This window comes from Dysgonomonas sp. 520 (genome assembly GCF_010501095.1).
Lineage (GTDB): Bacteria > Bacteroidota > Bacteroidia > Bacteroidales > Dysgonomonadaceae > QVMP01.
The window spans coordinates 229,974-255,199 of sequence record NZ_QVMP01000002.1; the positions used below are offsets into that span (position 1 = coordinate 229,974).

Below are 25,226 nucleotides of genomic sequence, written 5' to 3' on the forward strand. Positions count from 1 at the left end.
TCCAAAGTTTCACTTTAAGTGATCAAAGCTACGTCGTTTCAGCTCAAAATCTTTCCCTAAGTATTTTTCCCGCACAATTTCGTTCGATGCCAATTCTTCGGCCGAACCCTGAAAAAGCACTTTCCCTTCAAACAAAAGATAAGCTCTGTCTGTGATACTCAAGGTTTCGTCCACGTTGTGGTCGGTGATGAGTATCCCGATGTTTCGGTATTTCAGTTGTGCTACAATTTCCTGAATGTCTTGAACGGCAATAGGGTCTACTCCCGCAAAAGGCTCATCCAACATAATGAATTTTGGGTCGATGGCCAAACAGCGGGCAATTTCGGCACGCCGTCTTTCGCCTCCCGACAGCCTGTCGCCCAAGTTTTTCCGAACTTTATGCAACCCGAATTCCGAAATAAGGCTTTCCAGCTTTTCTTTCTGATATTGTTTCGTCGTTTTGGTCATTTCCAAAACGGCACGGATGTTATCTTCCACCGACATTTTCCTGAAAATGGATGCCTCTTGCGCCAGATATCCGATTCCGTTTTGTGCCCGTTTGTATACAGGGAATTTGGTTATGTTGCTGTCGTCCAAAAAAATATTGCCTGCATTGGGCATAACCAACCCAACGGTCATATAAAAAGTAGTGGTCTTGCCTGCCCCGTTAGGACCAAGCAAGCCAACTATTTCTCCTTGTTTTACTTCTATCGAAACATTGTTGACAACAGTACGCGACTTGTATTTTTTTACAAGATTCTCCGTCCTGAGTGTCATAGAGCTGTTTTTACTCATCAATTATGTTTTTATTTTTTTAGCCCAGAACAGTTACCCAGCCATGCGGATCCGGTTCGTCTCCGTTTTGGATGGCACGTAATTTCTCGTACAGTTTTGTGCTGACCGGACCTGCTTTGCCATCTTTGGAGAAAACGTATGATTTGTTTTCTTCCACATCGTCAATTCTTTCAACCGGACTTATAACTGCTGCTGTTCCGCAAATGCCTGCCTCTTCAAATGTTGCCAGTTCGTCTTCCGGAACAGGCCTTTTTTCTACCCCGATGCCTAAGTCTTTGCACAACTGCATCAAACTCATATTGGTGATAGATGGTAGTATGGATGACGAATCGGGTGTTATGTATGTATTATTTTTTATACCGAAGAAGTTGGCAGGTCCGCCTTCGTCGATATATTTCTTTTCTTTAGGATCGAGGTATAACACTGCCGAGTATCCCATTTCGTGGGCTTTGTTTCCTGCCACAAGGCTGGCAGCATAGTTTCCGCCTATTTTGTATGTTCCTGTGCCATGTGGTGCGGCACGGTCGTAGCTTCTTAGTATAACCAATGGTGTAGGTTTGAACCCTTCTTTGAAGTATGGCCCTACGGGAGTAACAAAGATCAGGAATGTGTATTCCGCCGCAGGTTTTACTCCTACCTGTGCGCTTGTTCCTATCAGCAGAGGGCGTATGTATAGCGATGCCCCGCTACCGTAAGGGGGAACAAAGCGTTCGTTCATTTTCACTGCTTTCACCACAGCTTCTTCAAATATTTCGACCGGGAGTTCCTGCATCAATATTCCACGGCACGACGATTGCATTCTCAAGGCGTTTTCCCTCATCCTGAAAATGCGGATTTTTCCGTCTTTTCCCGTAAATGCTTTTAAACCTTCAAATGCTTCCTGTCCGTAGTGAAGACAAGTTGCAGCCATGTGGATATTGAGAGTTTCATCAGATGTTGCTTCCAACTCACTCCATTTTCCATCTTTGTAGTGTGTTCTGATGTTGTAATCGGTTTTTATATAACCGAATGCTAAATTTCCCCAGTCTATTGTACTCATACTCGAAATAGCTTATTTGTTTGACGAAGTGTTTACTAACTTGCAAAAATACAATTAAAAATGATTAATCTTTTCGTCTGTTGCAATTATTTATGCTTAAATATTAAGATTTGTCAGAAAAGTTTTTTTTTGATACTTATTTGCTAACTTCGTAGGTTCATTTGTTTCATAAAAAATGATAGACCAACTTACCATAGACCGGATAATTGACACAGCGCATATAGAAGATGTTGTGTCTCAATTCGTCAACCTTAAAAAAAAGGGGGTGAATCTGGTAGGTTTGTGTCCTTTCCATTCGGATAAAACACCTTCGTTTTATGTGTCTCCGGCAAAAAATATCTGCAAATGCTTTGCTTGCGGCGAGGGCGGGAGCGCAGTTCACTTCATAATGAAACATGAGCAGCTTTCGTACTTCGATGCTTTACGTTGGCTGGCGAAGAAATATAATATTGAGATTCAGGAACGTGAACTGACCGACGAACAGAAAGAAGCTCAAAACGAACGCGAAAGCCTTTTTATCCTGAATGATTTTGCCCGCAACTATTTTGTTACTACTCTTCACGAGCATATCGAGGGAAAATCAGTTGGGTTGAGTTATTTCCGTGAGAGGGGATTCAGGGAAGATATTGTTAAAAAATTTCAACTGGGATATAGCCTTGAGCAGAGGGATGCTTTCACTCAGGAAGCTCTGCGAAACGGATACAAGAAAGAGTATCTTGTGAAAACGGGACTTACCATAGAGGGTGAAAATTATCAGGTCGACCGTTTTCGTGGGCGTGTTATGTTTCCCGTTCATACGCTTTCGGGCAAAGTGGTGGCATTTGGGGGGCGTATCCTGAAAAAAGCAGAAAACACAGGTAAATATGTCAATTCGCCTGAAAGCGAAATATATCACAAAAGTGACCAGCTTTATGGCTTGTATTTCGCAAAACAGGCTATAACCCGTGCCGACAGGTGCTTTCTTGTTGAAGGCTATACGGATGTCATTTCCATGCATCAGGCGGGCATAGAAAATGTTGTTTCATCTTCGGGAACAGCTCTTACTCATGGGCAAATCCGATTAATTCACCGGTTCACAACTAATATCACCGTGATATATGATGGTGATGCCGCCGGAATAAAAGCTGCTTTGAGAGGAATTGATTTGCTTTTGGAGCAAGGCCTGAATATAAAGGTAGTTCTTTTGCCTGATGGTGAAGACCCCGACTCGTTTGCCCGGAAACAAAATGCAGAGTCGTTTAATACATATATAAAAGAGCATGAGGTAGATTTTATCCGTTTCAAAACGCAACTGCTTTTGAATGAAGCCGGAAATGACCCTATAAAACGGGCTGCCCTTATCAGCGATATTGTAAACAGCATTTCAATTATTCCCGATAGTATTATCCGTTCGGTATATACCAGAGATTGCAGCCTTCTGCTGGGAGTAGATGAAAGGGTACTTGTGCAGGAAACTAATAAAAGGCGCTTGTCGGTTCTCGAAAAGGAATCGCAGAAATCTCCGGTGCAAGTGCAAAATACGGTTCAGGCGCAAGCGGTTTCGCCAGCTAATCCCGATTTTTTGCCGAAAAATAACGTAACAGCTCTCGACAAATACGAGTTGGCGATATTGTATTATGTGGTAAGGTATGGTACCGCCAGATTGTTCTATCAGGAGCCGGAGAAGGAAGAAAATTCAAAAGTTCAGAATAGTGAAAATGCGGCGGAGGCTCAGGAGCAGGAGGAGCAAGACGAAACAACTGTGGTGGAGTATGTAAAATTTGATCTTGAACGTGATGGTTTATGGTTGAATAATCCGCTTTACAAGCAAATATTAGACGAGGCAATAGAGCATCATTACGATGAGGGATTCAATCCGGGTCGTTATTTTCTTGCTCATCCTCAACAAGAAATAAGTCTGTTGACAGCCAGATTGTTGGAAGATAAATATGAGATAAGTAAAGTACACATTAAGCAATTTGGCGAAAATATAAAATTCGAAGACACTCCTTTGTCCGAATCGAAACATCTGGCTACGGCTGTTCCTCGTGTGCTTACCGAATTGAAAAACGCTCTCATCACGGAACGCATAAAGACCATAAAAAAAGATATGACCCAGATGCAGAAAGAGGGTGATTTTGATGCTGCTATCGCCCTGATGCAACAGATAAAACAGTTGGAGGATATAAAAAAGGCTCTGGCTAAAGCTCTGGGTGAGCGAATTATCTTGAAATGGTGATTTAATTTCGACGTTTTCTCCAAAAGAGAGGGAATTGAGCCTCTCCTCCTTTAGAGGGAGGATGAAAGAGGGTGCGTTTTGTAGGGAGGTGCGTAAAATATTTCGTCGCATATAAAGCGAAAAAGCTATCTTTGCGTATAGTTGATCGGGTCTTTTTGATGGCAAAAAAGCAAATAAGAGAATACATAAGAAGAATTTACACATCCCTCATTTCTTGTTTAAAGAAAATCGGGGTTACGTATAAATCGGCAAAATTGAGGTATAGAATTGCTATCCCTGTTTTGTTCGCTTTGTTGCTGTGGTATGTTTTCTGTTTGCCCCGTCCCCTTTTCAACGTAGCTTATTGCACAGTGGTTACAGACCGCAATGGAGAACTTTTGGGAGCACGCATTGCAGCCGACGAACAATGGCGGTTTCCTCCTCCCGATTCCATTCCGGAGAAATATAAAATCTGCCTTGTCGAATTTGAAGACCAGCACTTCTACCGTCATTGGGGCGTAAACCCTCTGTCGATAGGTCGGGCAGCAAAACAGAATATCGAAAGGCGGAAGATTTTTAGCGGAGCCAGCACTATAACCATGCAGGCAATCAGAATGTCTCGTGGCGAGAAGCGCACCTTTGGCGAGAAATTCATCGAAATGATTTTGGCCACACGGCTCGAATTTTCATATTCTAAAGATGAGATACTCAACCTCTATGCCTCTCATGCTCCCATGGGTGGTAATGTGGTGGGCATCAGTGCGGCTGCATGGCGTTATTTTGGTCACGATGTTTCGCAATTGTCGTGGGCCGAAGCTGCCACATTGGCCGTATTGCCCAATTCGCCCTCGATAATGCACTTTGGAAGGAACAGAGATCAATTGCTGAACAAGAGAAACCGTTTGCTGGAAAGATTGCAAAACAAAGGAATCATCGATAAAACCGATTACGAACTGGCTCTGTCCGAACCTTTGCCCTTTCAGCCTCACACCCTGCCCCAAGTGGCTCCTCACCTTGTGACAAGAATATACCTCGACAGACCCGGCAAAGAGACACAATCTACTATAAGCAAGCATTACCAAAGCCAAACGGAAACGATACTGAACCGATGGAATGCCGAATTTGCACAAAACGGTGTGAATAATATTGCTGCCATGGTCATTGATATAGAGAAGAACGAAGTTGTGGCATATTGTGGCAATGTGGATTTCGAAAACTCGGCTTACGGCAATCAGGTGGATATAATAAAAGCCTCCCGCAGTACGGGCAGCATACTGAAACCGTTGCTGTATTGTGCTATGTTGCAAGACGGCATGCTTCTACCGCATCAGCTACAACCCGATATACCAATCAGCTACAACGGGTTTGCACCCAAAAACTTCAGTCTGTTGTACGATGGAGCCGTGCCTGCGTCGGAGGCTCTGGCCAGATCGCTCAATATCCCGTTTGTGGTGATGCTGAGAAAGTATACTGTGGCCAAATTCTACAACCTGTTGAAAGAAGCCGGCATGACCTCGCTCAACAGATCTGCCGAAACCTACGGACTTTCGTTGATACTGGGCGGCGCAGAAGGAAAGCTATGGGATATTACCCGTATATACACCGGAATGGCGCAGTCGCTGAAAGATTTTAATAAATATCAACGCTATGTGAAACGCCCACCGGTCACTTATATTCTGGATGAAAAGGACGAGGATGAAGATGCGGAAGTAGAATTAAATTTTACAGATAAAGCCATTTTTTCGGCAGGAGCAGTATGGCATACATTCGAAGCGTTGACCAACGTAAACCGCCCCGAAGAGATAGACTGGCGGTCGATTCCATCGATACAGAAAATCGCATGGAAAACAGGCACAAGTTTCGGTTACCGCGATGGATGGGCTGTTGGACTAAACAGTAGATACGTGGTGGGCGTTTGGGTTGGAAATGCCGATGGCGAAGGTCGCCCCGGACTGACAGGTGCACGCACCGCCGGAATGGTTTTGTTCGATATATTCAATGTGTTGCCTTCGGCACAATGGTATGCTGCACCACAAAGCGATATGAAAAAAGTGGAAATATGCCCTGAAAGCGGATGTCTGAAAGGCATGGATTGCCCTGAAAGCGAAACAGACACCATCTATATTCCGAAAAATGGAACAGACGGAGCAGTTTGCTCTTACCACAAAATAGTGCATCTATCGGAAGACCTGAATTATCGTGTGTTTGAAGATTGCGCGGGCAGCAGAGGAATTATCCGTAAATCGTGGTTCATTTTGCCTCCTTCGTGGGAGTGGTATTACAAACAACAGCATCCATCATATAAGGTTTTACCGCCCTATTCACCCGAATGTTTGGGAAATAACTTCACAAAGCAGATGGATTTCATCTATCCATTCCCTAATGCCGTATTGAGCCTGCCAAAACAGATAGACGGATCGGTTGGTCGAGTAGTGTTTGAATTAGCCGTAAGAACGCCTGACATCAAGATATTCTGGCACTTAGATGATGTTTTCATCGGCGAAACACACGATTTTCATAAGTTGGAATATTCCCCTTCCATCGGGGAGCATAAATTGACTGTTGTGGATGAAAACGGCTATTCTATATCAACTTTATTCCGAATAAAGTGAATTTTTCGCCCTTTTTGCGGAAGAAAAGCAGAGTGTTTTTCTGATACTGCCTGCTATCCCCTACCCACCTATGTAGTGATAGGAAAATCCGGCATCTTCCAAATCGGATTTATTATAAATATTCCGTCCGTCGAATATCACAGGTTCTTTCATCAGTTTTTTTATAGCCGACCACGACGGCATACGGAACTCGTTCCATTCGGTCAGCAGAATGATGGCATCGGCATCTTCCGTAGTGTCATAAATGTCTTTAGAATATATTATTTTGTCTCCCAAGCGACGTTTAGCCTCATCCATGGCAACAGGGTCGTAGGCTTTCACCACTACCCCCGATTCGAGCAGTTCTTTTATCATCACCAACGATGGTGCTTCACGCATGTCGTCTGTTTTAGGCTTAAAGGATAAACCCCAAAGCGCAACCGTTTTTCCTTTCAGGTCTCCGTTGTAATAATTATACAGCTTTTCGAATAGGATTTTCTTTTGTTTTTCGTTCACCTCTTCAACAGCCTTCAATACCTGCATATCATACCCCTTCTGTTTTGCGGTGTTTATCAGGGCTTTCACGTCTTTCGGGAAACAACTGCCCCCATACCCGCAACCCGCATAAAGAAACTTTTTCCCGATGCGAACATCTGCCCCGATTCCTGCCCTCACCATATTGATGTCAGCACCCACCAGTTCGCACAGGTTTGCAACATCATTCATGAAACTTATGCGTGTGGCCAACATTGCGTTTGCCGCATATTTTATCATTTCGGCAGAAGGTATGTCTGTATATATTATCCGGTAATTGTTTATGGTGAAAGGCTTGTACAACCTGTCCATAATTTCTTTCGCCCGTTCCGATTCAACCCCCACAACAACTCTGTCGGGGCGCATGAAATCGTCTACAGCCGTGCCTTCCTTCAAAAATTCGGGATTGGATGCGATATCGAAAGCCAAATCACCCATATTTCTTTTATCCAGTTCGTCCTGAATGGCTTGTTTCACCAATTTGGCAGTACCAACCGGAACTGTGCTCTTGGTTACCACAAGGATATATTTATTCAGATTTCGTCCTATTGTGCGGGCAACTTCCAATACGTAACTCAAATCGGCGCTCCCGTCTTCATCGGGAGGTGTTCCTACTGCACTGAAAACCACATCCACTTCGTTAAGCACTTCGCTCAAACTGATAGAGAATTTTAACCGGCCTGCCTGATAGTTCCTGACAACCATCTCTTCCAATCCGGCTTCATAAATGGGGATGATACCTTTTTTCAGATTTTCTATTTTGTCACGGTCTATGTCGATACAGTATACATCTGTTCCCATTTCGGAAAAACATGTACCTGTAACAAGACCTACATACCCGGTTCCTACAATAGCTATTTTCATCAATAAAAATCATTTATTAGATACAAACATTTCTCCGCATTCCTATTCTGTTTTTTTCCTGCTCCAACCGGCTAATCTATCAAGGCAGAAAGTTTCTCATATATTTTGAGGCATGCCCATGCGTCTATGGCGGCATACATTTTCTGGGCATCAGACAGTTCGTCTTGCTCCCAGTTGGAAAGGCGTTGCGATTTCGATATCTTTTTGCCATAAAGTATGGCATATATGCGTTGTAATCCGGCTTCGGCTATTCCGAATTTTGTTACATAAGATTGCAGTTCGATGAAACCTTCCGGTTTAAATTCTTTTTCACGTTTCCTGATCGCTGAAAAATCATCTTTGAGCGATAACCCTATTTTCTTTATCGCAGGGTTTGCCAGCAAATTGATAAGGCAATCGGGAAACCCCATCTTGTTGAGGCGGAACAGGAAACAAGTGTCGTCTGTTGCCAGTTGCAGCAATGCAACCTGATACGACTTTCCCTTATGAAATGCGGGACGTGTTTCGGAATCGAACCCGATGTTGGAAAACGAGGATAGATAGGCTATCGCTTTCTCGGCTTCTTTTTCGGTGGAGACGACAATTATCCTCCCCTCAAAAACTTCCAGAGGCAGGGCGGCAACTTGTTCTTTTGATATCTTATCTACCACAGTTCGTCTTCATTTTCCGAATATAATTCGCTGTCCGCATCATCGTCTCCGGTATATGGTTTATACTTCAGAGCATGGAGCGCACGCAAAACATTCACCAATTTTTGACCCCAATATTCCTTAAAATTTTCGGTACAAATATACAGTGCGTCGTTCATATTCTCGGTTATTCCTCTTTCATATACTGTCAGGAAATTTTTCAAGTCCTGATATATATCGGTCAAATCTTCCGAGATACTGGCCCCGATCGGGGTATCACTGTATTTCATATCCTGAAGAAAGACCTCAAGATATGCGTCATCTTTTCCGTATAATGCAAAAAGGCGGGAAAATATGTTGTTGTAAATATCCTCCGTCACGGTTATTTCTATGTCCTCTTCATCCAAAGATTCTGTTTCGGGCAGAAGCGAGGCTTTCAGATAAAGCAGGGGAAGCAACTTCGTAAACTGGTCTGTTGTGATTGAAGCATCTTTTTCTTCAAAAACTTCCAGATATTCGCAATATTGCAGTGCCACAACGACAAATTCCACAACATTTTTGGAAAAAACCGTATTTTTTATTTCAGATTCCATCATAAATCATTCAAAAGATGACAAATTTAAGAGAAAAAAACAGAAACTTCTGCCTATTCCCTACTATTTCCTACTATCTGCCGCAATTCTTTAACACCCTCGGATGCTCCTTTTCGGATAAAGTGCACTCCTTGTACGTTTGTCCTTACTTCCTGAGGGTCTATCAGGTAGATAGGGGTTCCCTCCTTGACATAATTTATCAGTCCTGCTGCCGGATACACATTCAGCGATGTGCCGATGATAACCAGAATATCAGCTTTTTGCACAATATTCATAGCCTCTTCAATGGCAGGGACAGCTTCGCCAAACCATACAATATGGGGTCTGAGCTGGGCGCCGTCTTCGCCTTTGTCGCCTATGTGAATGTCAGGGTTGTCTTCCGTGAGGGTATATATCAAATCGGGATTGTTCACGGAGCGAACTTTTACCAGTTCTCCGTGCAGATGAAGTACGTTTGTGCTGCCGGCTTTTTCGTGAAGATTATCCACATTTTGGGTTATCACATGCACGTTGAAGTCGGTTTCCATAGCAGCCAACCCCGTGTGTCCAAGATTTGGTTTTGCACCAAAAGACTCGCGGCGACGCTTGTTATAGAAATCCAATACAAGTTCGGGATTTTTTCTGAAACCTTCGGGCGTAGCCACATCTTCCACATTGTATTGATCCCACAATCCGCCCGAATCGCGGAATGTTGATATGCCGCTTTCTGCGCTCATGCCTGCGCCTGTCAAAACTACGATTGTCTTCATATCCTGATAAGTTAAATTCTATGTGTTACACACAAAATTAACAAAACAAATACATGAAGACAAATTATCGAATAATAGTTATCACTTTCTTTCCGACATGGGGATGATATCCTCAAGTTTCATTCTGAAACGAAGTGTTGTGTATCCGGGTATAGAGCTGTTTCCTGATGCGCCATAAGCCAATTGCCACGGAATGCAGACTTCACGTTCTTCACCTTTCACCATATCCTGAAGCACTGTTGTCCATCCGGCAATCACACCGTTAACTCTAAATCCGACCGGTAATTTGTTGGGTTGTGATGTGCTTCCCGTCTTGGGATTTTCGGTTGAGTCGAAAATGATTTTATTGCCTTTTTTGTCAATCAACCAACCCTCGTAACGTATCCTGACGCTATCGTTGAACTGAGGTTTTCCTTCGATGTCTATTTTCGGAGACATCTTAGGCAAATCCGATTTGGTGATGCTGTCCGACTTACGCCATTTCACATACACCTCATTGTTGGCGTATATAGAACCAAGTTTCGTGTACAACGTATCCGTGTCATTGTCTCCTTCTACTGCCAGTTCGGCAAAGGCTTTTTCGTTCATATATTTCCATTCTTCATCGATGCCGCTGTCGTCGTTATCGTCATCCAGACAAGAATATGTAGCGAAAAGTATTCCGATGAATAGAATAGGAAGAATATATGCTTTCTTTTTCATTAGAGTTTTTATTTTATTTAGAGTTTTTATTTCCGAATCAAGACTTTCGTTATACTCAAGAAGACAAAAGTAGCTTGCCTCCTTGTAACTAAAATTAATGAGGCAAAAATAGTCTTTTTACTGATAACTACTTTATAAAAAATGTAAATATCAGTAGCCAAAAGGCTAATATAATGCAACAGAGGCTTACATATACCCTGTTTTCTTCAGCAAAGTGTACAGTTTCAGGTAAATGGTTCTCAGTTCGGTGGTTGTTATATGCACATATTTATTGAATGCCATTGACAAACCTAATCCGAATGGCGAAATTACAAATTGCTGGGCAACAAAGTCGATGTCTATATCGGGCCTTATCTCTCCGGTACGCATGGCTGTCTGAACCACATTTCTCCACCCCAGAAACTCTTTTTCGTAGAGCAGGTTTGCCTTTTCGTTAAACTCTTTACTGTGCTCGGTTGCCTGAAAAATGAACTTGAAGAAATAAAAATCGTTCAGTTTGTTGTTCGAAGCTGCTATCTCTTTCAATGTGGCAATATGGCTTTGCCTGTATTTGAGGGAAGCCTCGATAGTTGCCTGCAATGTTTTCTTTTCTTCTTCCGGAATCAGCATATAGCTGGAAAACATGGGCAGCAGATATTCATTCACCACTGTTTCGTATATTTCTTCCTTGCTTTTGAAATGGTGATAGATAGCTCCGCGCGAGATTTGCGCCGCATCCTGAATTTCTCTCATCGAAACAGAATCGTAATTCTGTGTCAGGAATAAACTAAAAGCTTTGTCTAAAATTTTCTTTTTTGATGGATTCATTAGTTTGTATATATGTGTATGTGTTGAGATAATGACCGATTAATCGGTTCTACAAATATATACAAAAATAGATAAAACGAACAGGTAATACAACAAAAATTGCTGTGTTTTTGATGCTGATTCGGAGTCTGTTACGGATATTTTGTTGTTTTTTTATAAAATATTTCATTTTTTGGAAAATAATACTTCCTTTTGTATATCGAAAAACGATAAACTTAAATAGCAAGTATTAATATTATGAGCATAATAATCGCAATCATTGTTTTTCTGGCATCAGCCGTAGCCAGCGTTTTCAGCTAATATCAATTGGCATTTGCATAGCGAAAGCCGTGAATTGTTTTATACAATTTGTATTTTTCGGGTGGAGTAGAAATAACATTGACTCATATGCGTTTCGTCGAACGTTGTTTCGATGGAATGTAATGCAGTCAACACAGCGGACTAAAATATCCACAAGTAAACAGGCTGCTGCCTTATGCATCTATGTAGCCATCGTGAAAACATAGGCAGTAAACGAGTGACGTTTGATATTCTTCGTTTGTTGTGCTACTCCGTTTTAAATCCGAGCAGTAGCCAAGCATGGGATTGCAAATCCCTTGCGACGACAGGAGGAGTTTGTTCCCTTTCTTTTGGAGAGGGTTAAGGAGAAGTGTAGGGGGGCTGCTCCACCCGAATTGCAGGACATTATCTTGTGTTTAATTTCCGGGCAGAGCAGAGTCCCGCCCCTACAAGCGCACCCTACACCTCCACCACTTTACCTAGCCTTACATACCAGATATAACCTTTGACATCTTCATATCCCATTTTCCGTATCTGGTCGGTATAATATTTTACTTGCTTCAAGTATTTGCGGTCTTCCTGCTTTCCAAATTTGTAGTCTACAACAACCACTTCATCTCCGCAGATCATTACACGGTCGGGGCGCACAAAAGGTCCTTTTGGCTGTAATATCTGCACCTCGTTCAATATTTTATATTTGCCCGAATACCAGTCGGATATTTGCTCGTCGGACAAAAAATTCTTCAGCTCTTGATAGATAGTTTCTTTCTCTTCCGAGTTTATCATTCCGTTAAGGCAGAAATTATCCACCGCATTTTCCAGATCGTCGAAAGTATCGATACCACTCAGAATATCGTGCATCATATTTCCATAATCCCGCTGACCCGAATCGGCAAAATAATATTTGTTATTCAGCCTGAGTTTCAACCTTTCATCAAACGGAACACCGGTTAAGGCACCTACCGAAATTTCTTCTTGCTTTGCCTGCCCTTTTTTTCCTTTTGCAGACGGAAGATACTCCGCACCGATCTCGAAAATCCCCGATTCTTCATCCAGATATTCTGCCAGATCAACGCATCCTTCATTTCTTATTTCCACCGTATTATTGATACATTGCCACAAAAGAGTTGATATGTTTGAAATTTCGTCCTTTTCCTTTGGCTTCGGCGCAAAGGCTATCAATTCCTTTTTTGCTCTCGTAAAAGCCACATAAAGCACATTCAGATTATCGACAAAGGCATGCAAACGCTCTTCGAAATAGTCGTACTCGAAAATTGTATTCGTCAATTTTTGAGAATATTTTACAGGCACAAGATGCAACCTGCTGAATGGTTCTTCCTTCGGCTGACACCAAAGGATAGTAGTCAGTTTATGATCCAGATCCCAATTGCAGAAAGGAAGCAAAACAACGTTAAAGCCCAAGCCTTTCGATTTGTGTATAGTCATAATGCGTATTGCATCCTGCCCGTCGGGTGTGAAGATTGTCTTTTTCACTCCCGATTCGTCCCACCATTGCAGGAACAAATCGAGGTCGGATATATTTCTGACCGTAAAATCAAGTACTGCATCAAGAAACGACTGGATATATATATTCTCGTTCTTCTCCATGGCATCACGGAAAAGGTCGAAAATCTCCTCCGTCATTTCATACAGGGGAAGTTCCCTGATATGATTGAGCCTCTCCAAAACCTCCGCAGGAAAATCTTGCGAAGTAGAGAAATAAATATTAAGCGCATCTTCTGCCATAAGCTGATTTTTAAACTTATAATACTCGTAAACAGCCAATGCCTTCAATGACAAATCTGCCGGTTTTTGCAAATATCGCAACAAGGAAACCACCAGTTTCACACTCTGTGAAGAGCTCAGGAAAAGAGCTTCATCAGAAATAATATCATACTTATACTTTGAGTCGGGGTTACTGCCTTTATATTCCAACAGGGTGTTTGCCACGTCAGCACCCTCCTTTTTTGTCCTGACAAGGATGGCAATATCTTGCAGTGAATAGCCTTTATCTTGCAGATTTTCGATAATCAGAGGCAGCTCTTCCAACGACTTCTGCTGCCAGTTCTGGTTTTCTTCCCTGTCAATGAAGTTGATTTTTACGTGACCTGCTTCTTCTCCTTTAGCCAATGGAATTGTCTGGACAGAACCTTTATAGGCACTTTGAATCTTCGTTTCGAACTGGCTCAGGTTTTTCTTTTCCGTATCTTCGGGCAAAGAGGTGTTATATAAGGCTTGCAAAAGTTTTGAGCCTTTTGTGAAAACCGTATTGTTGAAATTTATCACATTGGGCAGGCTTCGCCAATTATTATCGAGCGACTGGTGGTTTATCCCCCTTTCCCTGAACTCAATATCGAGCTGTTCGTCCAACAGTTTCCAATCGGAATTTCGCCAACGATAGATGCTTTGCTTCACATCACCCACTATGAGGTTCATTTTTCCTGCTGCAAGACTGTCTTTAATCAGGGGTGAAAAATTTATCCACTGCATGTTTGATGTGTCTTGAAACTCATCAATCATGTAATGATCTATATACGTTCCGATTTTTTCGTAAACGAAAGGAGTATCCGAACCTTTAATTATTTTATTCAGCAATTCGGTAGTATCCGAAATGAGCATAATATTCTTTTCGGCAGCATATTCCCTTATCTTTTTATCCACATCGCCAAGAATACCCAGCGTGAAGAAATAGCGGTTGATCTCGTATGCAGTCTGGTAGTTTCTCGTATTCTGATAGTGATCTATAATGTCGCATACACATCGGTTCAACCCACCCGAAAACGCTTCTTCTATTTTGTTCTTCTTTTCGGCACTGTCTTTTGCCGTATACCAAACCGAAACCTCTCCGGCTAGCAGGCCAAAGGTCATGGATGGGTCTTTAATTTCGCCATTTGCCCACTTCACAAAACTGTTCATGGGAGAACGGGTGCTACCCTTAAAATCGGAGGGTACAAGCCCAAACCTGTCCATCGTATTAAGAGCCTTTTCGCCTATTTGCTGCGATATTTTTTCAAACTGACGGATATATGCTATCAGCATCTCTTTATAATCGTCCATCAGATTTTTGTCGGAAATATCCTTCTGCACATCGTCGCTGAAAGCCTTGTAACTTTCTTTGAAAATTTCGAACGAAAGCGAACGGATATCATTTCTTATGTTCCACGTTTTACCGCTTTCTATCTTTTCTTCCGAAAACCGTATCAGCCAGTCCAGAAGTTGCCTGTTATCTTTCTTCTCTAAGTCGGACAGCATGGAGTCGATAGCCTCGCCCAATACCTTTTCCGTATCAAGCTCCACATTGTAGCCACCGCCAAGACCCAATTCGCGGGTAAAGGCTCGCATGGTTTGCTGAAAAAAACGGTCGATGGTACTGATAGAAAAAGCCGAATAATCGTGCAGAATATGAGTCAGTATGATACGTGCTTCCTCCCTTACTTTTTCTTCGGTATCGAAACGGGGTTGCAGCAGCTTTTCTATATAATCCGATTTATTGCCGGAAGCCAGATTTGCCAACTCGTCTATGATACGGGTTTTCATCTCGTCCGTAGCCTTGTTGGTAAAGGTTACGGCAAGGATATGGCGATAAGCGTACGGCGAAGAAAAAAGCAAACGAAGGTATTCCCCTGTCAGTTGATGGGTTTTTCCCGAGCCGGCAGACGCCCTGTATACAACAAGGTTGGAGCGATCAGATGATTCGTGATTTGGCATAACCTTCCTTTTGGAGCAATTCCAATATTTTGTTTCTGAAATCTCCCTGAATGATTATTTCTCCGTCTTTGGCACTTCCTCCGACTCCGCATTTCACCTTCAGCATTTTGCCCAATGCCTGCAAATCGTCTTCCGATCCGATAAAGCCTGTTATCAGAGTAACGGCTTTTCCTTTCCGATTGCGTTTGTCTAGTTGAATGCGTAGTTGTTGTTTCTCCTGTGCAATGGTTTCCACATCGTCCTCGTCTTCTGTTTCAAACTTGAAGTCGGGATTAGTGGAATATACCACATTCAGGCGGTCTTTCCAGTCGTTATTGCTTTTTGCCATGATTTTTCCGTTATATGTACAACAAAGATACGATTTTGCCGGATTTTATTGGATAGAAATTAAAGTAAACGCATCAAAACCTACCGAACCGAAGTTGTATGAGGATTCTTGCAGTCCTTTACATCTATATTGTCATTGAGTCGCCTTCGCTCCTCGAACATTGTCATTCTGAGTGCAACGAAGAATCTATACTTTCTAAAAAACAGATCCTTCACTTCGTTCAAAATGACAAAACCGATATGAATCTTATAATAAATAAATTTGTTATACCAGTCAGTATTTAAATTTTCCACAAAAATTCTATTCCTCCATAAACGGTATTCTCACGATGAAATCGCCGCCTGTTTGTTCCACATCAATCGACTTCTGATACAAGGCATACTGCCGTTGCAGGTTTTTCAATCCCACGCCACCTTTATCAACCGAACTGCGCAATTGCAGGTTGTTGGAAACGGTGATACCTTCGTTGCCGATGACAATACGGATGGTCAGGGGGGAATGTGTTGTTGTAATATTGTGCTTGACGGCATTCTCCACAAGCAATTGCAGGCTTACGGGGATTACCTTCCTGTTCAGTTGCGATTCATCATTCACTATCTCAACGAACAAGGCATCTTCAAACCTGATCTGCTCAAGAAATATGTAAGACTCAAGAAACGCCAGTTCTTCCCTCAGGGTAACCACCGGCCGATCGTTTGTCAGTAGCAGGTAACGGTATACGCCCGACATTTTTTTCGCAAAAAGGTTTGTCTTTTCCGCATCCTGATATGCCAGTGATGAAAGCACATTCAGGCTGTTGAACAGAAAATGAGGGTTAACTTGTGCCTTCAAGGTTTCGTACTGATATTGTATTTTTTCTTTTTCTATTGTTGCCAGTCTTTTCTCTATCTCTACCTGCTTTCGGCTGTACCTGAATATTTCTATCAGGAAAACAATAATACTGTTCCAGATGCAAAGTGGAATTATGTAGCGGGTTATATAACTATACCCTGTCGAAAGAATGAAATAATGCGCTACAAGAAACAGTAGTATGATGAATAAATTATTCAAGACCAACCCCGTCATTATCCTGACCGTGTCGTTTTTCCATTTTATTTTATTGCTCAACAGTTTGATCACAAAATAGTCGGATGCGCCCATCAACAACCAGCTGGGGAGGTTGAAAAAGAAGTTAGACAACACTCTTTCCTGCGAATATTTTCCTTCCCAGGCAAAAGACATGAGCAAGAATATAAAAAGCAGGAACGATATTATCAGCACGAAAAAGAATATGTATGTTTTGTTTTTCATAACCGGACTAATTTACACAATTCCGTCTACCCACTTCAGAAATTCGGGAACCCTTATGCGGCTCACCAAAACCTCGTGGGGGCATTCGGGTTGAAAGCTGATTTTCAGGCGGCTGTTGAAATATTTCGAAATCTTCCTGATCGAGCTGATATTGGCAACACAGCTTCGTGATACCCGAAAAAATACGCTTGCGTCTAACAGTTGCTCAATCTGATCGAGTGTGTAGTTTACGATATACCTTTTATCCGAAACAGTATGCAGAAAAACTACCTTTTCTTCGCTATAAAAGAATGCGATCTCTGGCGTTTCGATGTAATGATACGCTTCACCTTTCTGAATCAGGAAACGGTTTTTCTTGCTGTTGCCGATGATGGCGTTTTCCAGTTTCTTGTATGCGGGAATAGTTGTTTCTGCATGCCCGTATTTTTCAAACTTGCTTAAGGCGGCTTGCAAGTCTGCCTCTTCAATCGGTTTCAGCAGATAGTCGACACTATTTACCTTGAAAGCCTGAATGGCATGTTCGTCGTAGGCGGTGGTAAAAATTACGGGAACGGAGACTTCAACCTGCTCAAATATTTCGAAGCAACTGCCATCGGCGAGCCGTATATCCATCAAAATCAGGTCTACCTTGTTATCTTTCAGATAAAGGGCGGCCTGCTCTACTGTTCCTATCCAATTGGTGAGTTGATAATCGGGGCGCAGTTTTTCCATCATACGTTTCATTTCTTCGTATGCGAAACGCTCGTCTTCTATGATCAGGTATTTTGTCATCGGAAATTAATAAATAAACCCCGTGGTGCATTTAGATAATGAAAGATAACCAGGTCCCAAAAGTAAGATTGCACTATCAAAGTGTTACTCATTTTTGTCATTGAGTCGCCTTCGCTCCTCGAACATTGTCATTCTGAGTGCAACGAAGAATCTGTACTTTCTAAAACCAGATCCTTCACTTTGTTCAGGATGACAAAACCAATATGAATCTTATAATAAATAAGTTTATATCAAAGACCTAAATGCACCACGGGTCAAATAAATCATAAATTTACTTATAATCATCTATATATCGTATATGCGTTGGTCGGATTCTGACGAAATTCAGAATTCGGGGGATGAAATAACGGGAGGCTATCGCACACCAACGATTTTTGTCATCCTGAGAACAAAAACTATCGAAGAAATTCTTACTTGGAGCAGCGAATAAGTCCTTTTCTGAAATATGGAGGAGACAATTTTTCCATCGCAAAAAGCATATATCCGTCGGATGGCTCAATTTTATAGCCTTTCTTCTTCATCGAGCCTGAAAGCTCTTCAAAATCATTCTGATTGTGATATGTGCAAAGAGCAACTTTTGTGTCAAAATTTTCCGAATTCAACGTATTTTTAGCACCTTCAAGAACTTCCTTTTCCATACCTTCCACATCCAGTTTCAAGAAGAGGGAACCCGATTTCATATTTTCCGTCACTGTGTCTATTTTGATAGTTTCGGGAGAATCCTTATCGGCAACAAATTTGTTGATTATGGTCACTTTTTCTTTCCAGGGTTCAAACGTTTTTTGCAATGCTTCTATCCATTCTTCATCACATTCGAAAAGATAAGCATGCTTCAGTTTCTCTATCACCGACAAAGAGAAATTTCCTTCGGCAGCTCCTACATCAAACAAAATATCCCCGTCCGAGAGGCGGAAAGTATCGGACAGATAGCAATGAGCAGATTTGGGGTCCTGCTCGCAACAAAGGAACGAATATTGCCGTTGAATACGCTTTGTTTTCGAGCCTCTTCTAAAATACAGGCGGTGTCCGTTGTTGTGCACAACATATTTCAAACCACACTTTTGATCTATGAAAACCTCTACGTCTTCTTTCTTGTATTTTTTGGCAAACGGATATGGAAAAACATGAAGCCTGTGCTTACGGAGATACTCCAAAGCCTCAGCGATTTTCACATCCTGAGTTTTCTTATCCACATTCTTATAATAGCTCAGAATATCTCTTTTCAATTGCCACAGGGAGAATGCCCCAAGTTTCATTTTCACATAATCCCAAGAATTTGTAAAAAAATTCTTTTGTTTTGTTTGCATCGTTTTCGGTTAATTTGTTATAAATCCCAGTTGACTTAATATTTCCTTTTCATCGGGAGTTTCATTTATTACTCTATATGCCGGATATTCTCGTCGCAAAGGATAACTGCCACGCAATTTAGTAAAATTCCGGGGATTTTCCCGCAAAAGTAAGCAGTCGTCCTCGGGATTATAAGTTTTCAATATCGCCTCATACACCCTGTTTTCTGCACGAAAAGCATTTAAGTCTATAACCAAATTCTCAGGATCGGGCACTTTTATCGAATAAATGGGCGTTCTTGGCAAATTGCAGAGATCGGCAATCACCTCTAAAGACATTCTTGTGGCATTGCCCTTACCATCTGCTGAATATCCGGCAATGTGCGGAGTCGCAATATCCGCCATATTCATATATTCGATGTCAATATCCGGTTCATTTTCCCAACAATCAACGACGGAAGCGGATATTATTCCCGATTTTATCGATTCTTTCACCGCATTTGTATCAATAATCCCCCCTCTTGCCGAATTGATGATTATCGGTTGTTTTTTCAATCCGAGAAAAAAGTCCTTATCGGCAAGATGCAAGGTCTTATACTCTCCTGTCTTATTCAATGGTGTGTGAAAGGTAATGATGTCGGCCTCTTGCTGTATTTTCTCCAATTCAACGAATATTTTCGATTTTTCCGCCTCTTGCCGAGGAGGGTCGTTCAGCAAGACCTTCATTCCCAGTATTTCGCAGGCTTTAGCAACCTTGGAGCCGACATTCCCTACACCAACTATGCCGATAGTTTTACCTTTCAGGCTGATGCGCTTTTTACGGGATATTTGAATTAAAGCCGAAACAATATATTGCTGAACAGAAGCAGAGTTACACCCCGGTGCGTTTGTCCATTTTATTCCGTTTCTATCGCAATAATCCGTGTCGATGTGATCGTACCCGATGGTAGCAGAGCAAATAAGTTTCACTCTCGACCCCTCCAATATTTCCCTGCCAAAATATGTGACAGTACGCACAATCAGTATATCTGCATTTTTTATCGATTCCTTCGTAAATTCATTGCCCGACAGATAGGTCACATCACCATAATGTTCGGCAATTCCTTTTAGGTATGGTATGTTTTTGTCTGCTACTATTTTCATCATCGCTGTCTTGTTACTCTTCCCGTGAATCTAACACTTTAAAGGCCTCGATCCGGTTTTGTAGTTCCTCTTTGTATGCCTCTACATAGTCCGATTCTTCAACATCAACTTCGACTCCGGAATAATCTTTTTCCGCTTTGGCAATCCACGCTAAAGCATCCTCCAGATTATCCAACATTTCATGTGCAAGAGAGATATTCAATGCCAATCGAGCCTTCTTTTTCACATTCTTATTTTCGTTATACAGACTTTGCCATACCTCTAAAGCGTTTTCCCAGTTGCTTCCCCTGGCAAAGGCCGAGGCTTGCTTCATCTGCGTGGTTCCATCGGTGTAATATTGCCTGTCACGTTTGTTCCAATATGGCACAAAGTATTTTTCGAGCTGAGTGGCTGTGTAGATAGTGATTTCTTTCAGCAGTTCTTCGCCCGATGGCAAAGGCTCTGTCAAGTAATAATCGTCTCCGCTTCGAACCTCGACCCACAACAGGCTGTCCGACATACTGAGCGGAGTTGTAGATAAAATTTGCCCATCCGCCCCAAACAGGCTCATATTCACCTGCAAATATGCAATCAGCGAATCAACGTGTATTTGATGGTTTCCACTTTTTGTTTTCGTGGCAGACATTACAAAACTATTCAGAAGCACAAACGCATCTGCATCCAGCGAGTCACGTATACTCTTTAGCCTTTCTCCGTTTATCCTGCCCTCTGTTTCGGCAAGAACGTCCACATTATCAAAATACTGATTTTCTCGAATAAATTGGCTTAGAGCATTTAACAAAATAATGTTGGAACTATCTCTCTGTCCTACCAAAGAATTATCAATAAATACAATATTCCTTACATCGGCAGGAAGAGGCAGTATAGCCGGTTCGCGTGTTTCGATACTCACATAATTCCATGAACTACACGCACCCAGCAACAGAGACAATAGCATGCAATATACAACCTTTTTCATATCTGTCTATTTTGCTCTAAAAGTAAGAAAAAAATGATTATTAATACGAATCAGCAACTGAATTCGCAGATTTAGGTTCAACCTATTTGAAAAAAGTTATCCTTAACTTCCAAAAAACTTAAATACTGATAATATTTTGTAGGTTATTTCTTGAATAAGCATATATTTGTCATCAAAATGAACTCATGGGAAACATTATTGCAGATATAAGGCAAGCACTGAAAAACAGTGTGGACGAGAAAACAAAAAGTACCGGTCAAAAATTTTTCAAGGAAGAAATCCGGTTTTATGGAGTGAAAGTCACTAAAGTTCACGAAATTGCCAAACAAGCATTCAGCCGGATAAAAGATAAACCCAAAAAAGAAATTTTTGCACTTTGTGAAGAATTATGGAAATCGGGGTTGAACGAAGAAACCTATATCGCCTGCGATTGGTCTTTTTATATCCGAAAAGATTATAAGCCGGAAGATTTCAAAGTTTTTGAAAAATGGGTCGACTTGTATGTAAACAATTGGTCTTCGTGCGATTCTTTTTGCAATCATTCGGTAGGTGAATTTATTGAAATGTATCCCCAACATATAGAAGACCTGAAACGATGGGCAAAATCGGAAAATCGCTGGGTGAAGCGTGGAGCTGCCGTAACCCTGATACTTCCTGCCCGTAAGGGCATGTTCTTGAAAGATATTTTCGAAATCTCTGACATACTATTGCTCGATAGCGATGATATGGTGCAGAAAGGTTATGGGTGGATGCTAAAGGCTGCCAGCCAAGCACACCAGCAGGAAGTGTTTGAATATGTGATGAGCAAAAAAGCCATCATGCCCCGCACATCGCTGAGATATGCAATCGAAAAGATGTCTCAGGACTTGAGGACGAAAGCAATGGAAAAATAAGGAGGAAAGTTCTTCTAAGCATATTTTACACAAAAAAAAAATGAACGAAGATACCTCCTGCGACGTTATTTATATTATAAAAGGAAAAAGTTTGAGAAACTCAGAAAGGTTACAAAATTACACTTGATCTTGATAAATAGTGAAGAATTTAAGGATCTGATTGTAAATTTAAATAAATTAGAATATGAAATCTTTTAACGATTATGTGAATGTGTATAGGGAACAATTGGCAATAGGGGATGTGAAGATAGCCTATAAGCATTTGTTGGAATTTCTAGTGCTTCTAAGAGGGCATTTTGCAAATAAATACCCCAAAGATTATATCTGCGGACATGTTTATCAGGGGTATATGGACATGTCGTTCTTTACATTCACGCCTGAGGCTTTGAGGAATAGGAAACTGAAAATAACCGTGATATTTAATCACGAAAAAATATGCTTCGAAATTTGGCTGACAGGACAAAGCAAACAGATTCAGGACGAATATTGGCAGATGCTTAAGAAAAAGAGACAGAGAAAATACAAACTTCCTGCCAAACCTGATAGATTTATTCTGGAAAAGATGCTGGTTGAAGAACCAAATTTCAACAATCTGGAAACCTTGACGGAAGAAATAGATGAGAATGTAATGAAATTTGTGGTTGATATGTCGGAAATGCTTTTGCCGAAACCAAAGCATAGAAATTTCCGATAGAAATTACGTGTGATTTATTTTTAGCCGGTTGTGTTTGTTGTAGTTCTGAGTATATAGTAAACAAGATACAGGGTGCGAGATACGAGTTTTGTATCGTTGCATGGGGTTGCAAATCCCCGTGCAACGACGGGTGTGTCAAAAGTTTTTTGATTGAGGACTTTGTCATTGCCTCGCTTTCGCTTCTCGAACATTGTCATTCTGAGTGCAATGAAGAATCTGTACTTTCTAAAAACAGATCCTTCACTTTGTTCAGGATGACAAAAAGACATTAAAATTTACTTTTGGGACACCCTCTGAGTAAAACGAAGGGTCTGAATTGAAACATCATGATTTTTCACTTCGCTCAAAATGACAAAACCGATATGAATCTTATAATAAATGAGTTTATATCAAAGTACTAAATGCACCACGGGTAGTATTGTAGATGTACGTCGATGCTCAACATGCCTCAAATGCTTAGTATTTTGCCCATACACAGGCAGTTATGTAAGAGATAGCACAAAATATTAAATTTAGTAACGATATATTAATTTCATTTAAAATAAATAAACAAAACATAATATATAGGAAAATTTGTAATCAACTATGATTTTATGTGTTATATTTGCTTTTAGTAAAGTGAATTACTAACCTAAAATCATACGGATATGAAAAAATTATACCTTTCACTTGTAAGTTTGTGTGTACTAGTATCATCCTTGTCGGCCCTTTCAAACCTGAAATTAGAACCTTTATGGGAATTTTCTTTGAACAAGAACGGAGTACCATCTTATATGGTTCCTTATGTATGGAACATGTCTCAACGCTCAATGGCTGTGCATAATGACGTTTTATATATAAACAACATGGGTAATGGCAACATCGCAAAAGTTAATACGGCCGATGGTACAACCTTGGGTGACGTAACAACTACTTTAATAGCCAATCCTAACTTCTGGTACAAAAACTGTATCGCTATAACCGACGATGGAGAAGCAATATTGGGTAGTAGCGGTACCGGCTCAACTTACTTTATATTTACTTCTTGCGACCTTGCCACGGCAAGTACAACTTCCCTGGGCAATGTAACTGTTAATGGCATGGGTAGATCAGACTATTTTGACATATATGGAAACAGAAATACAGCAGAAGGTGGATATATAGCATTTGCAAGCAACTCTAACAAAGTGGGATATATCCCAATGGCAAACGGCGTATTCGGAACACCTGTTCTTTCGGGACAAATTGATGCTGCTGTTTCCTCCTTAACATCTGCGTTAGCAATCGTAAAAGATGAAAATTCGTTTTTCTATGTTTTTCAAAACCCTAAACCCAAATTATTCAACAAGACAGATTTTACTTTTGTTGAGATGGCAGGCGTTGATGCTGCCCCTTCCGGGACAAATTCTGGTGGCGCATACTTCAAATTTAAAGGTAAAGAATATCTGATAATTGCACATGGAAGTTTTGGAGCAATACGTATACTGGACATTACAGCCGGACTAAACAAAGCAGAAGAAGTATTTATCACTGACGATTTAGGCAATTCAGATAAAGGGAAATCTCCTGCAATAACACCAATTTGTGTAGATGTTCAAGCAGATCATGTGAAGATATTTGCAATGGCGGCAGAAAATGGTATTGTGGCTTATAAATTTCAAGATAACTCAACCGTAGGGATGGACGACGAAACTTCTCAGGCTGCTTATGCATACGCAAACAATGGCATCCTGACAGTGAAAGCAAATGGAGGCGAGAAAATCACAGTCAGCGACCTGAGCGGACGCATACTTTACACAGGTATAGCTTCGGAAGCAGTTACGGAAATATCCGACATCAATTCGGGACAAATAGTTATCGTTCGTATAGGAGAAGTAGCCAGCAAGGTAAAGCTATAACATAACAGCACATAACCAACCACACATGGTTATTTTATTCAAATAAGTTGAAGATGAAAAGAGTTTGCTCAAGAGTGAGCAAACTCTTTTGTTTTTTATATTAATTCTCGGAATTTCTTAGAATGGCAAATCGTCTGTTCCGTCACCCGACAAGTCGACAGGAGGGGCAGATGCCATGTCAGGAGCAGGATAGGAAGGAGGCGTGCCTGCTGCATTGGCTCCAACCAAGTCAATTTTCCAAGCCTTTACGTCCGTATACCAGCGTCCGTTATATTCACGACTTTCAACATCGAACGATATATCCAAAACATTGCCTACCTGCAAGACTGATTCGCTGGCTTTATCTCCCCAGATAGAGATACATACTTTTTTAGGATATTGCCCGTCTGTTTCGACAACTATATCTTGTTTTTTCCACTCGCCGTTTTTCCCGGTTCCTGTTTGCAAAGGTAATACCTGTATTAATTTTGCTGTTAATTGCATGAATATATTTTTTAATTAATTTTGAACGCCAAAGGTA

Annotated in this window: 21 protein-coding genes; 5 read left to right on the top strand and 16 right to left on the bottom strand. The window is 41.3% G+C overall.

Features of this window, described 5'->3' with window-relative positions:
* Positions 1-9 precede the first annotated feature (9 nt).
* On the bottom strand, positions 10-774 hold the full coding sequence (gene lptB, locus D0T56_RS02390; protein WP_163318533.1) for an LPS export ABC transporter ATP-binding protein: 765 nt from the start codon (positions 772-774) through the stop codon (positions 10-12).
* Positions 775-793: 19 nt separating this feature from the next.
* Positions 794-1,813 (bottom strand): branched-chain amino acid aminotransferase, encoded by a 1,020-nt coding sequence (locus D0T56_RS02395; RefSeq protein WP_163318534.1) that lies wholly within the window; start codon positions 1,811-1,813, stop codon positions 794-796.
* A gap of 175 nt (positions 1,814-1,988) precedes the next feature.
* Here D0T56_RS02395 and dnaG point away from each other — a divergent pair, with 175 nt between their 5' ends.
* Together dnaG and pbpC are read left to right on the top strand one after the other, a co-directional pair.
* Positions 1,989-4,031: a DNA primase gene (dnaG, locus tag D0T56_RS02400; protein ID WP_163318535.1), complete on the top strand. Its 2,043-nt coding sequence runs from the start codon at positions 1,989-1,991 to the stop codon at positions 4,029-4,031.
* Positions 4,032-4,189: 158 nt separating this feature from the next.
* Entirely contained in the window at positions 4,190-6,622 is a 2,433-nt protein-coding gene (gene pbpC, locus D0T56_RS02405) for a penicillin-binding protein 1C (protein ID WP_163318536.1), read from the top strand.
* 60 nt (positions 6,623-6,682) lie between these two features.
* Here the strand turns inward: pbpC and D0T56_RS02410 are convergent, their stop codons facing one another.
* From D0T56_RS02410 to D0T56_RS02470, 13 genes are all read right to left on the bottom strand, one after another.
* Positions 6,683-7,999 carry a UDP-glucose/GDP-mannose dehydrogenase family protein gene (locus D0T56_RS02410; RefSeq protein WP_163318537.1) on the bottom strand — a complete coding sequence of 439 codons (1,317 nt, stop codon included), beginning with the start codon at positions 7,997-7,999 and terminating at the stop codon, positions 6,683-6,685.
* 71 nt (positions 8,000-8,070) lie between these two features.
* On the bottom strand, positions 8,071-8,649 hold the full coding sequence (locus D0T56_RS02415) for a 3'-5' exonuclease (protein ID WP_163318538.1): 579 nt from the start codon (positions 8,647-8,649) through the stop codon (positions 8,071-8,073).
* Positions 8,643-9,221 (bottom strand): DUF5063 domain-containing protein, encoded by a 579-nt coding sequence (locus D0T56_RS02420; RefSeq protein WP_163318569.1) that lies wholly within the window; start codon positions 9,219-9,221, stop codon positions 8,643-8,645. Before D0T56_RS02420 ends, D0T56_RS02415 begins: the two co-directional genes overlap by 7 nt.
* A 53-nt stretch (positions 9,222-9,274) precedes the next feature.
* Positions 9,275-9,970 carry an NAD-dependent deacylase gene (locus D0T56_RS02425; protein ID WP_163318539.1) on the bottom strand — a complete coding sequence of 232 codons (696 nt, stop codon included), beginning with the start codon at positions 9,968-9,970 and terminating at the stop codon, positions 9,275-9,277.
* Positions 9,971-10,051: 81 nt separating this feature from the next.
* Positions 10,052-10,672, bottom strand: coding sequence for an FKBP-type peptidyl-prolyl cis-trans isomerase (locus D0T56_RS02430; RefSeq protein ID WP_163318540.1), 621 nt, complete (start codon positions 10,670-10,672; stop codon positions 10,052-10,054).
* A 186-nt stretch (positions 10,673-10,858) separates the two neighbouring features.
* Positions 10,859-11,479 (bottom strand): TetR/AcrR family transcriptional regulator, encoded by a 621-nt coding sequence (locus D0T56_RS02435; RefSeq protein ID WP_163318541.1) that lies wholly within the window; start codon positions 11,477-11,479, stop codon positions 10,859-10,861.
* A gap of 738 nt (positions 11,480-12,217) precedes the next feature.
* On the bottom strand, positions 12,218-15,466 hold the full coding sequence (locus tag D0T56_RS02440; RefSeq protein ID WP_163318542.1) for an exodeoxyribonuclease V subunit beta: 3,249 nt from the start codon (positions 15,464-15,466) through the stop codon (positions 12,218-12,220).
* On the bottom strand, positions 15,444-15,794 hold the full coding sequence (locus D0T56_RS02445) for a translation initiation factor (RefSeq protein WP_163318543.1): 351 nt from the start codon (positions 15,792-15,794) through the stop codon (positions 15,444-15,446). Before D0T56_RS02445 ends, D0T56_RS02440 begins: the two co-directional genes overlap by 23 nt.
* A 300-nt stretch (positions 15,795-16,094) precedes the next feature.
* The gene (locus D0T56_RS02450; RefSeq protein WP_163318544.1) at positions 16,095-17,084 is read right to left on the bottom strand and encodes a sensor histidine kinase; all 990 of its coding nucleotides are present in this window, start codon (positions 17,082-17,084) and stop codon (positions 16,095-16,097) included.
* 12 nt (positions 17,085-17,096) lie between these two features.
* Positions 17,097-17,855, bottom strand: coding sequence for a LytTR family DNA-binding domain-containing protein (locus tag D0T56_RS02455; protein WP_163318545.1), 759 nt, complete (start codon positions 17,853-17,855; stop codon positions 17,097-17,099).
* Between the two features lie 410 nt (positions 17,856-18,265).
* Entirely contained in the window at positions 18,266-19,162 is an 897-nt protein-coding gene (locus tag D0T56_RS02460; RefSeq protein ID WP_163318546.1) for an FkbM family methyltransferase, read from the bottom strand.
* A gap of 9 nt (positions 19,163-19,171) precedes the next feature.
* Positions 19,172-20,284: a 4-phosphoerythronate dehydrogenase PdxB gene (pdxB, locus tag D0T56_RS02465; RefSeq protein WP_163318570.1), complete on the bottom strand. Its 1,113-nt coding sequence runs from the start codon at positions 20,282-20,284 to the stop codon at positions 19,172-19,174.
* 13 nt (positions 20,285-20,297) lie between these two features.
* The gene (locus D0T56_RS02470) at positions 20,298-21,242 is read right to left on the bottom strand and encodes a DUF6340 family protein (protein ID WP_163318547.1); all 945 of its coding nucleotides are present in this window, start codon (positions 21,240-21,242) and stop codon (positions 20,298-20,300) included.
* A 185-nt stretch (positions 21,243-21,427) separates the two neighbouring features.
* Between D0T56_RS02470 and D0T56_RS02475 the strand changes: the two genes are divergently transcribed.
* The 3 genes from D0T56_RS02475 (at position 21,428) to D0T56_RS02485 (ending at position 24,706) form a co-directional block, all read left to right on the top strand.
* Complete coding sequence (locus D0T56_RS02475) at positions 21,428-22,135, top strand: DNA alkylation repair protein (protein WP_163318548.1); 708 nt, start codon at positions 21,428-21,430, stop codon at positions 22,133-22,135.
* Positions 22,136-22,319: 184 nt separating this feature from the next.
* A complete protein-coding gene (locus tag D0T56_RS02480) occupies positions 22,320-22,829 on the top strand; it encodes a hypothetical protein (RefSeq protein ID WP_163318549.1) in 510 nt (169 codons plus the stop codon).
* Positions 22,830-23,476: 647 nt separating this feature from the next.
* Positions 23,477-24,706 (top strand): hypothetical protein, encoded by a 1,230-nt coding sequence (locus D0T56_RS02485; protein ID WP_163318550.1) that lies wholly within the window; start codon positions 23,477-23,479, stop codon positions 24,704-24,706.
* 117 nt (positions 24,707-24,823) lie between these two features.
* Here the strand turns inward: D0T56_RS02485 and D0T56_RS02490 are convergent, their stop codons facing one another.
* Positions 24,824-25,189 carry a DUF3127 domain-containing protein gene (locus D0T56_RS02490; RefSeq protein WP_163318551.1) on the bottom strand — a complete coding sequence of 122 codons (366 nt, stop codon included), beginning with the start codon at positions 25,187-25,189 and terminating at the stop codon, positions 24,824-24,826.
* Between the last annotated feature and the right edge of the window lie 37 nt (positions 25,190-25,226).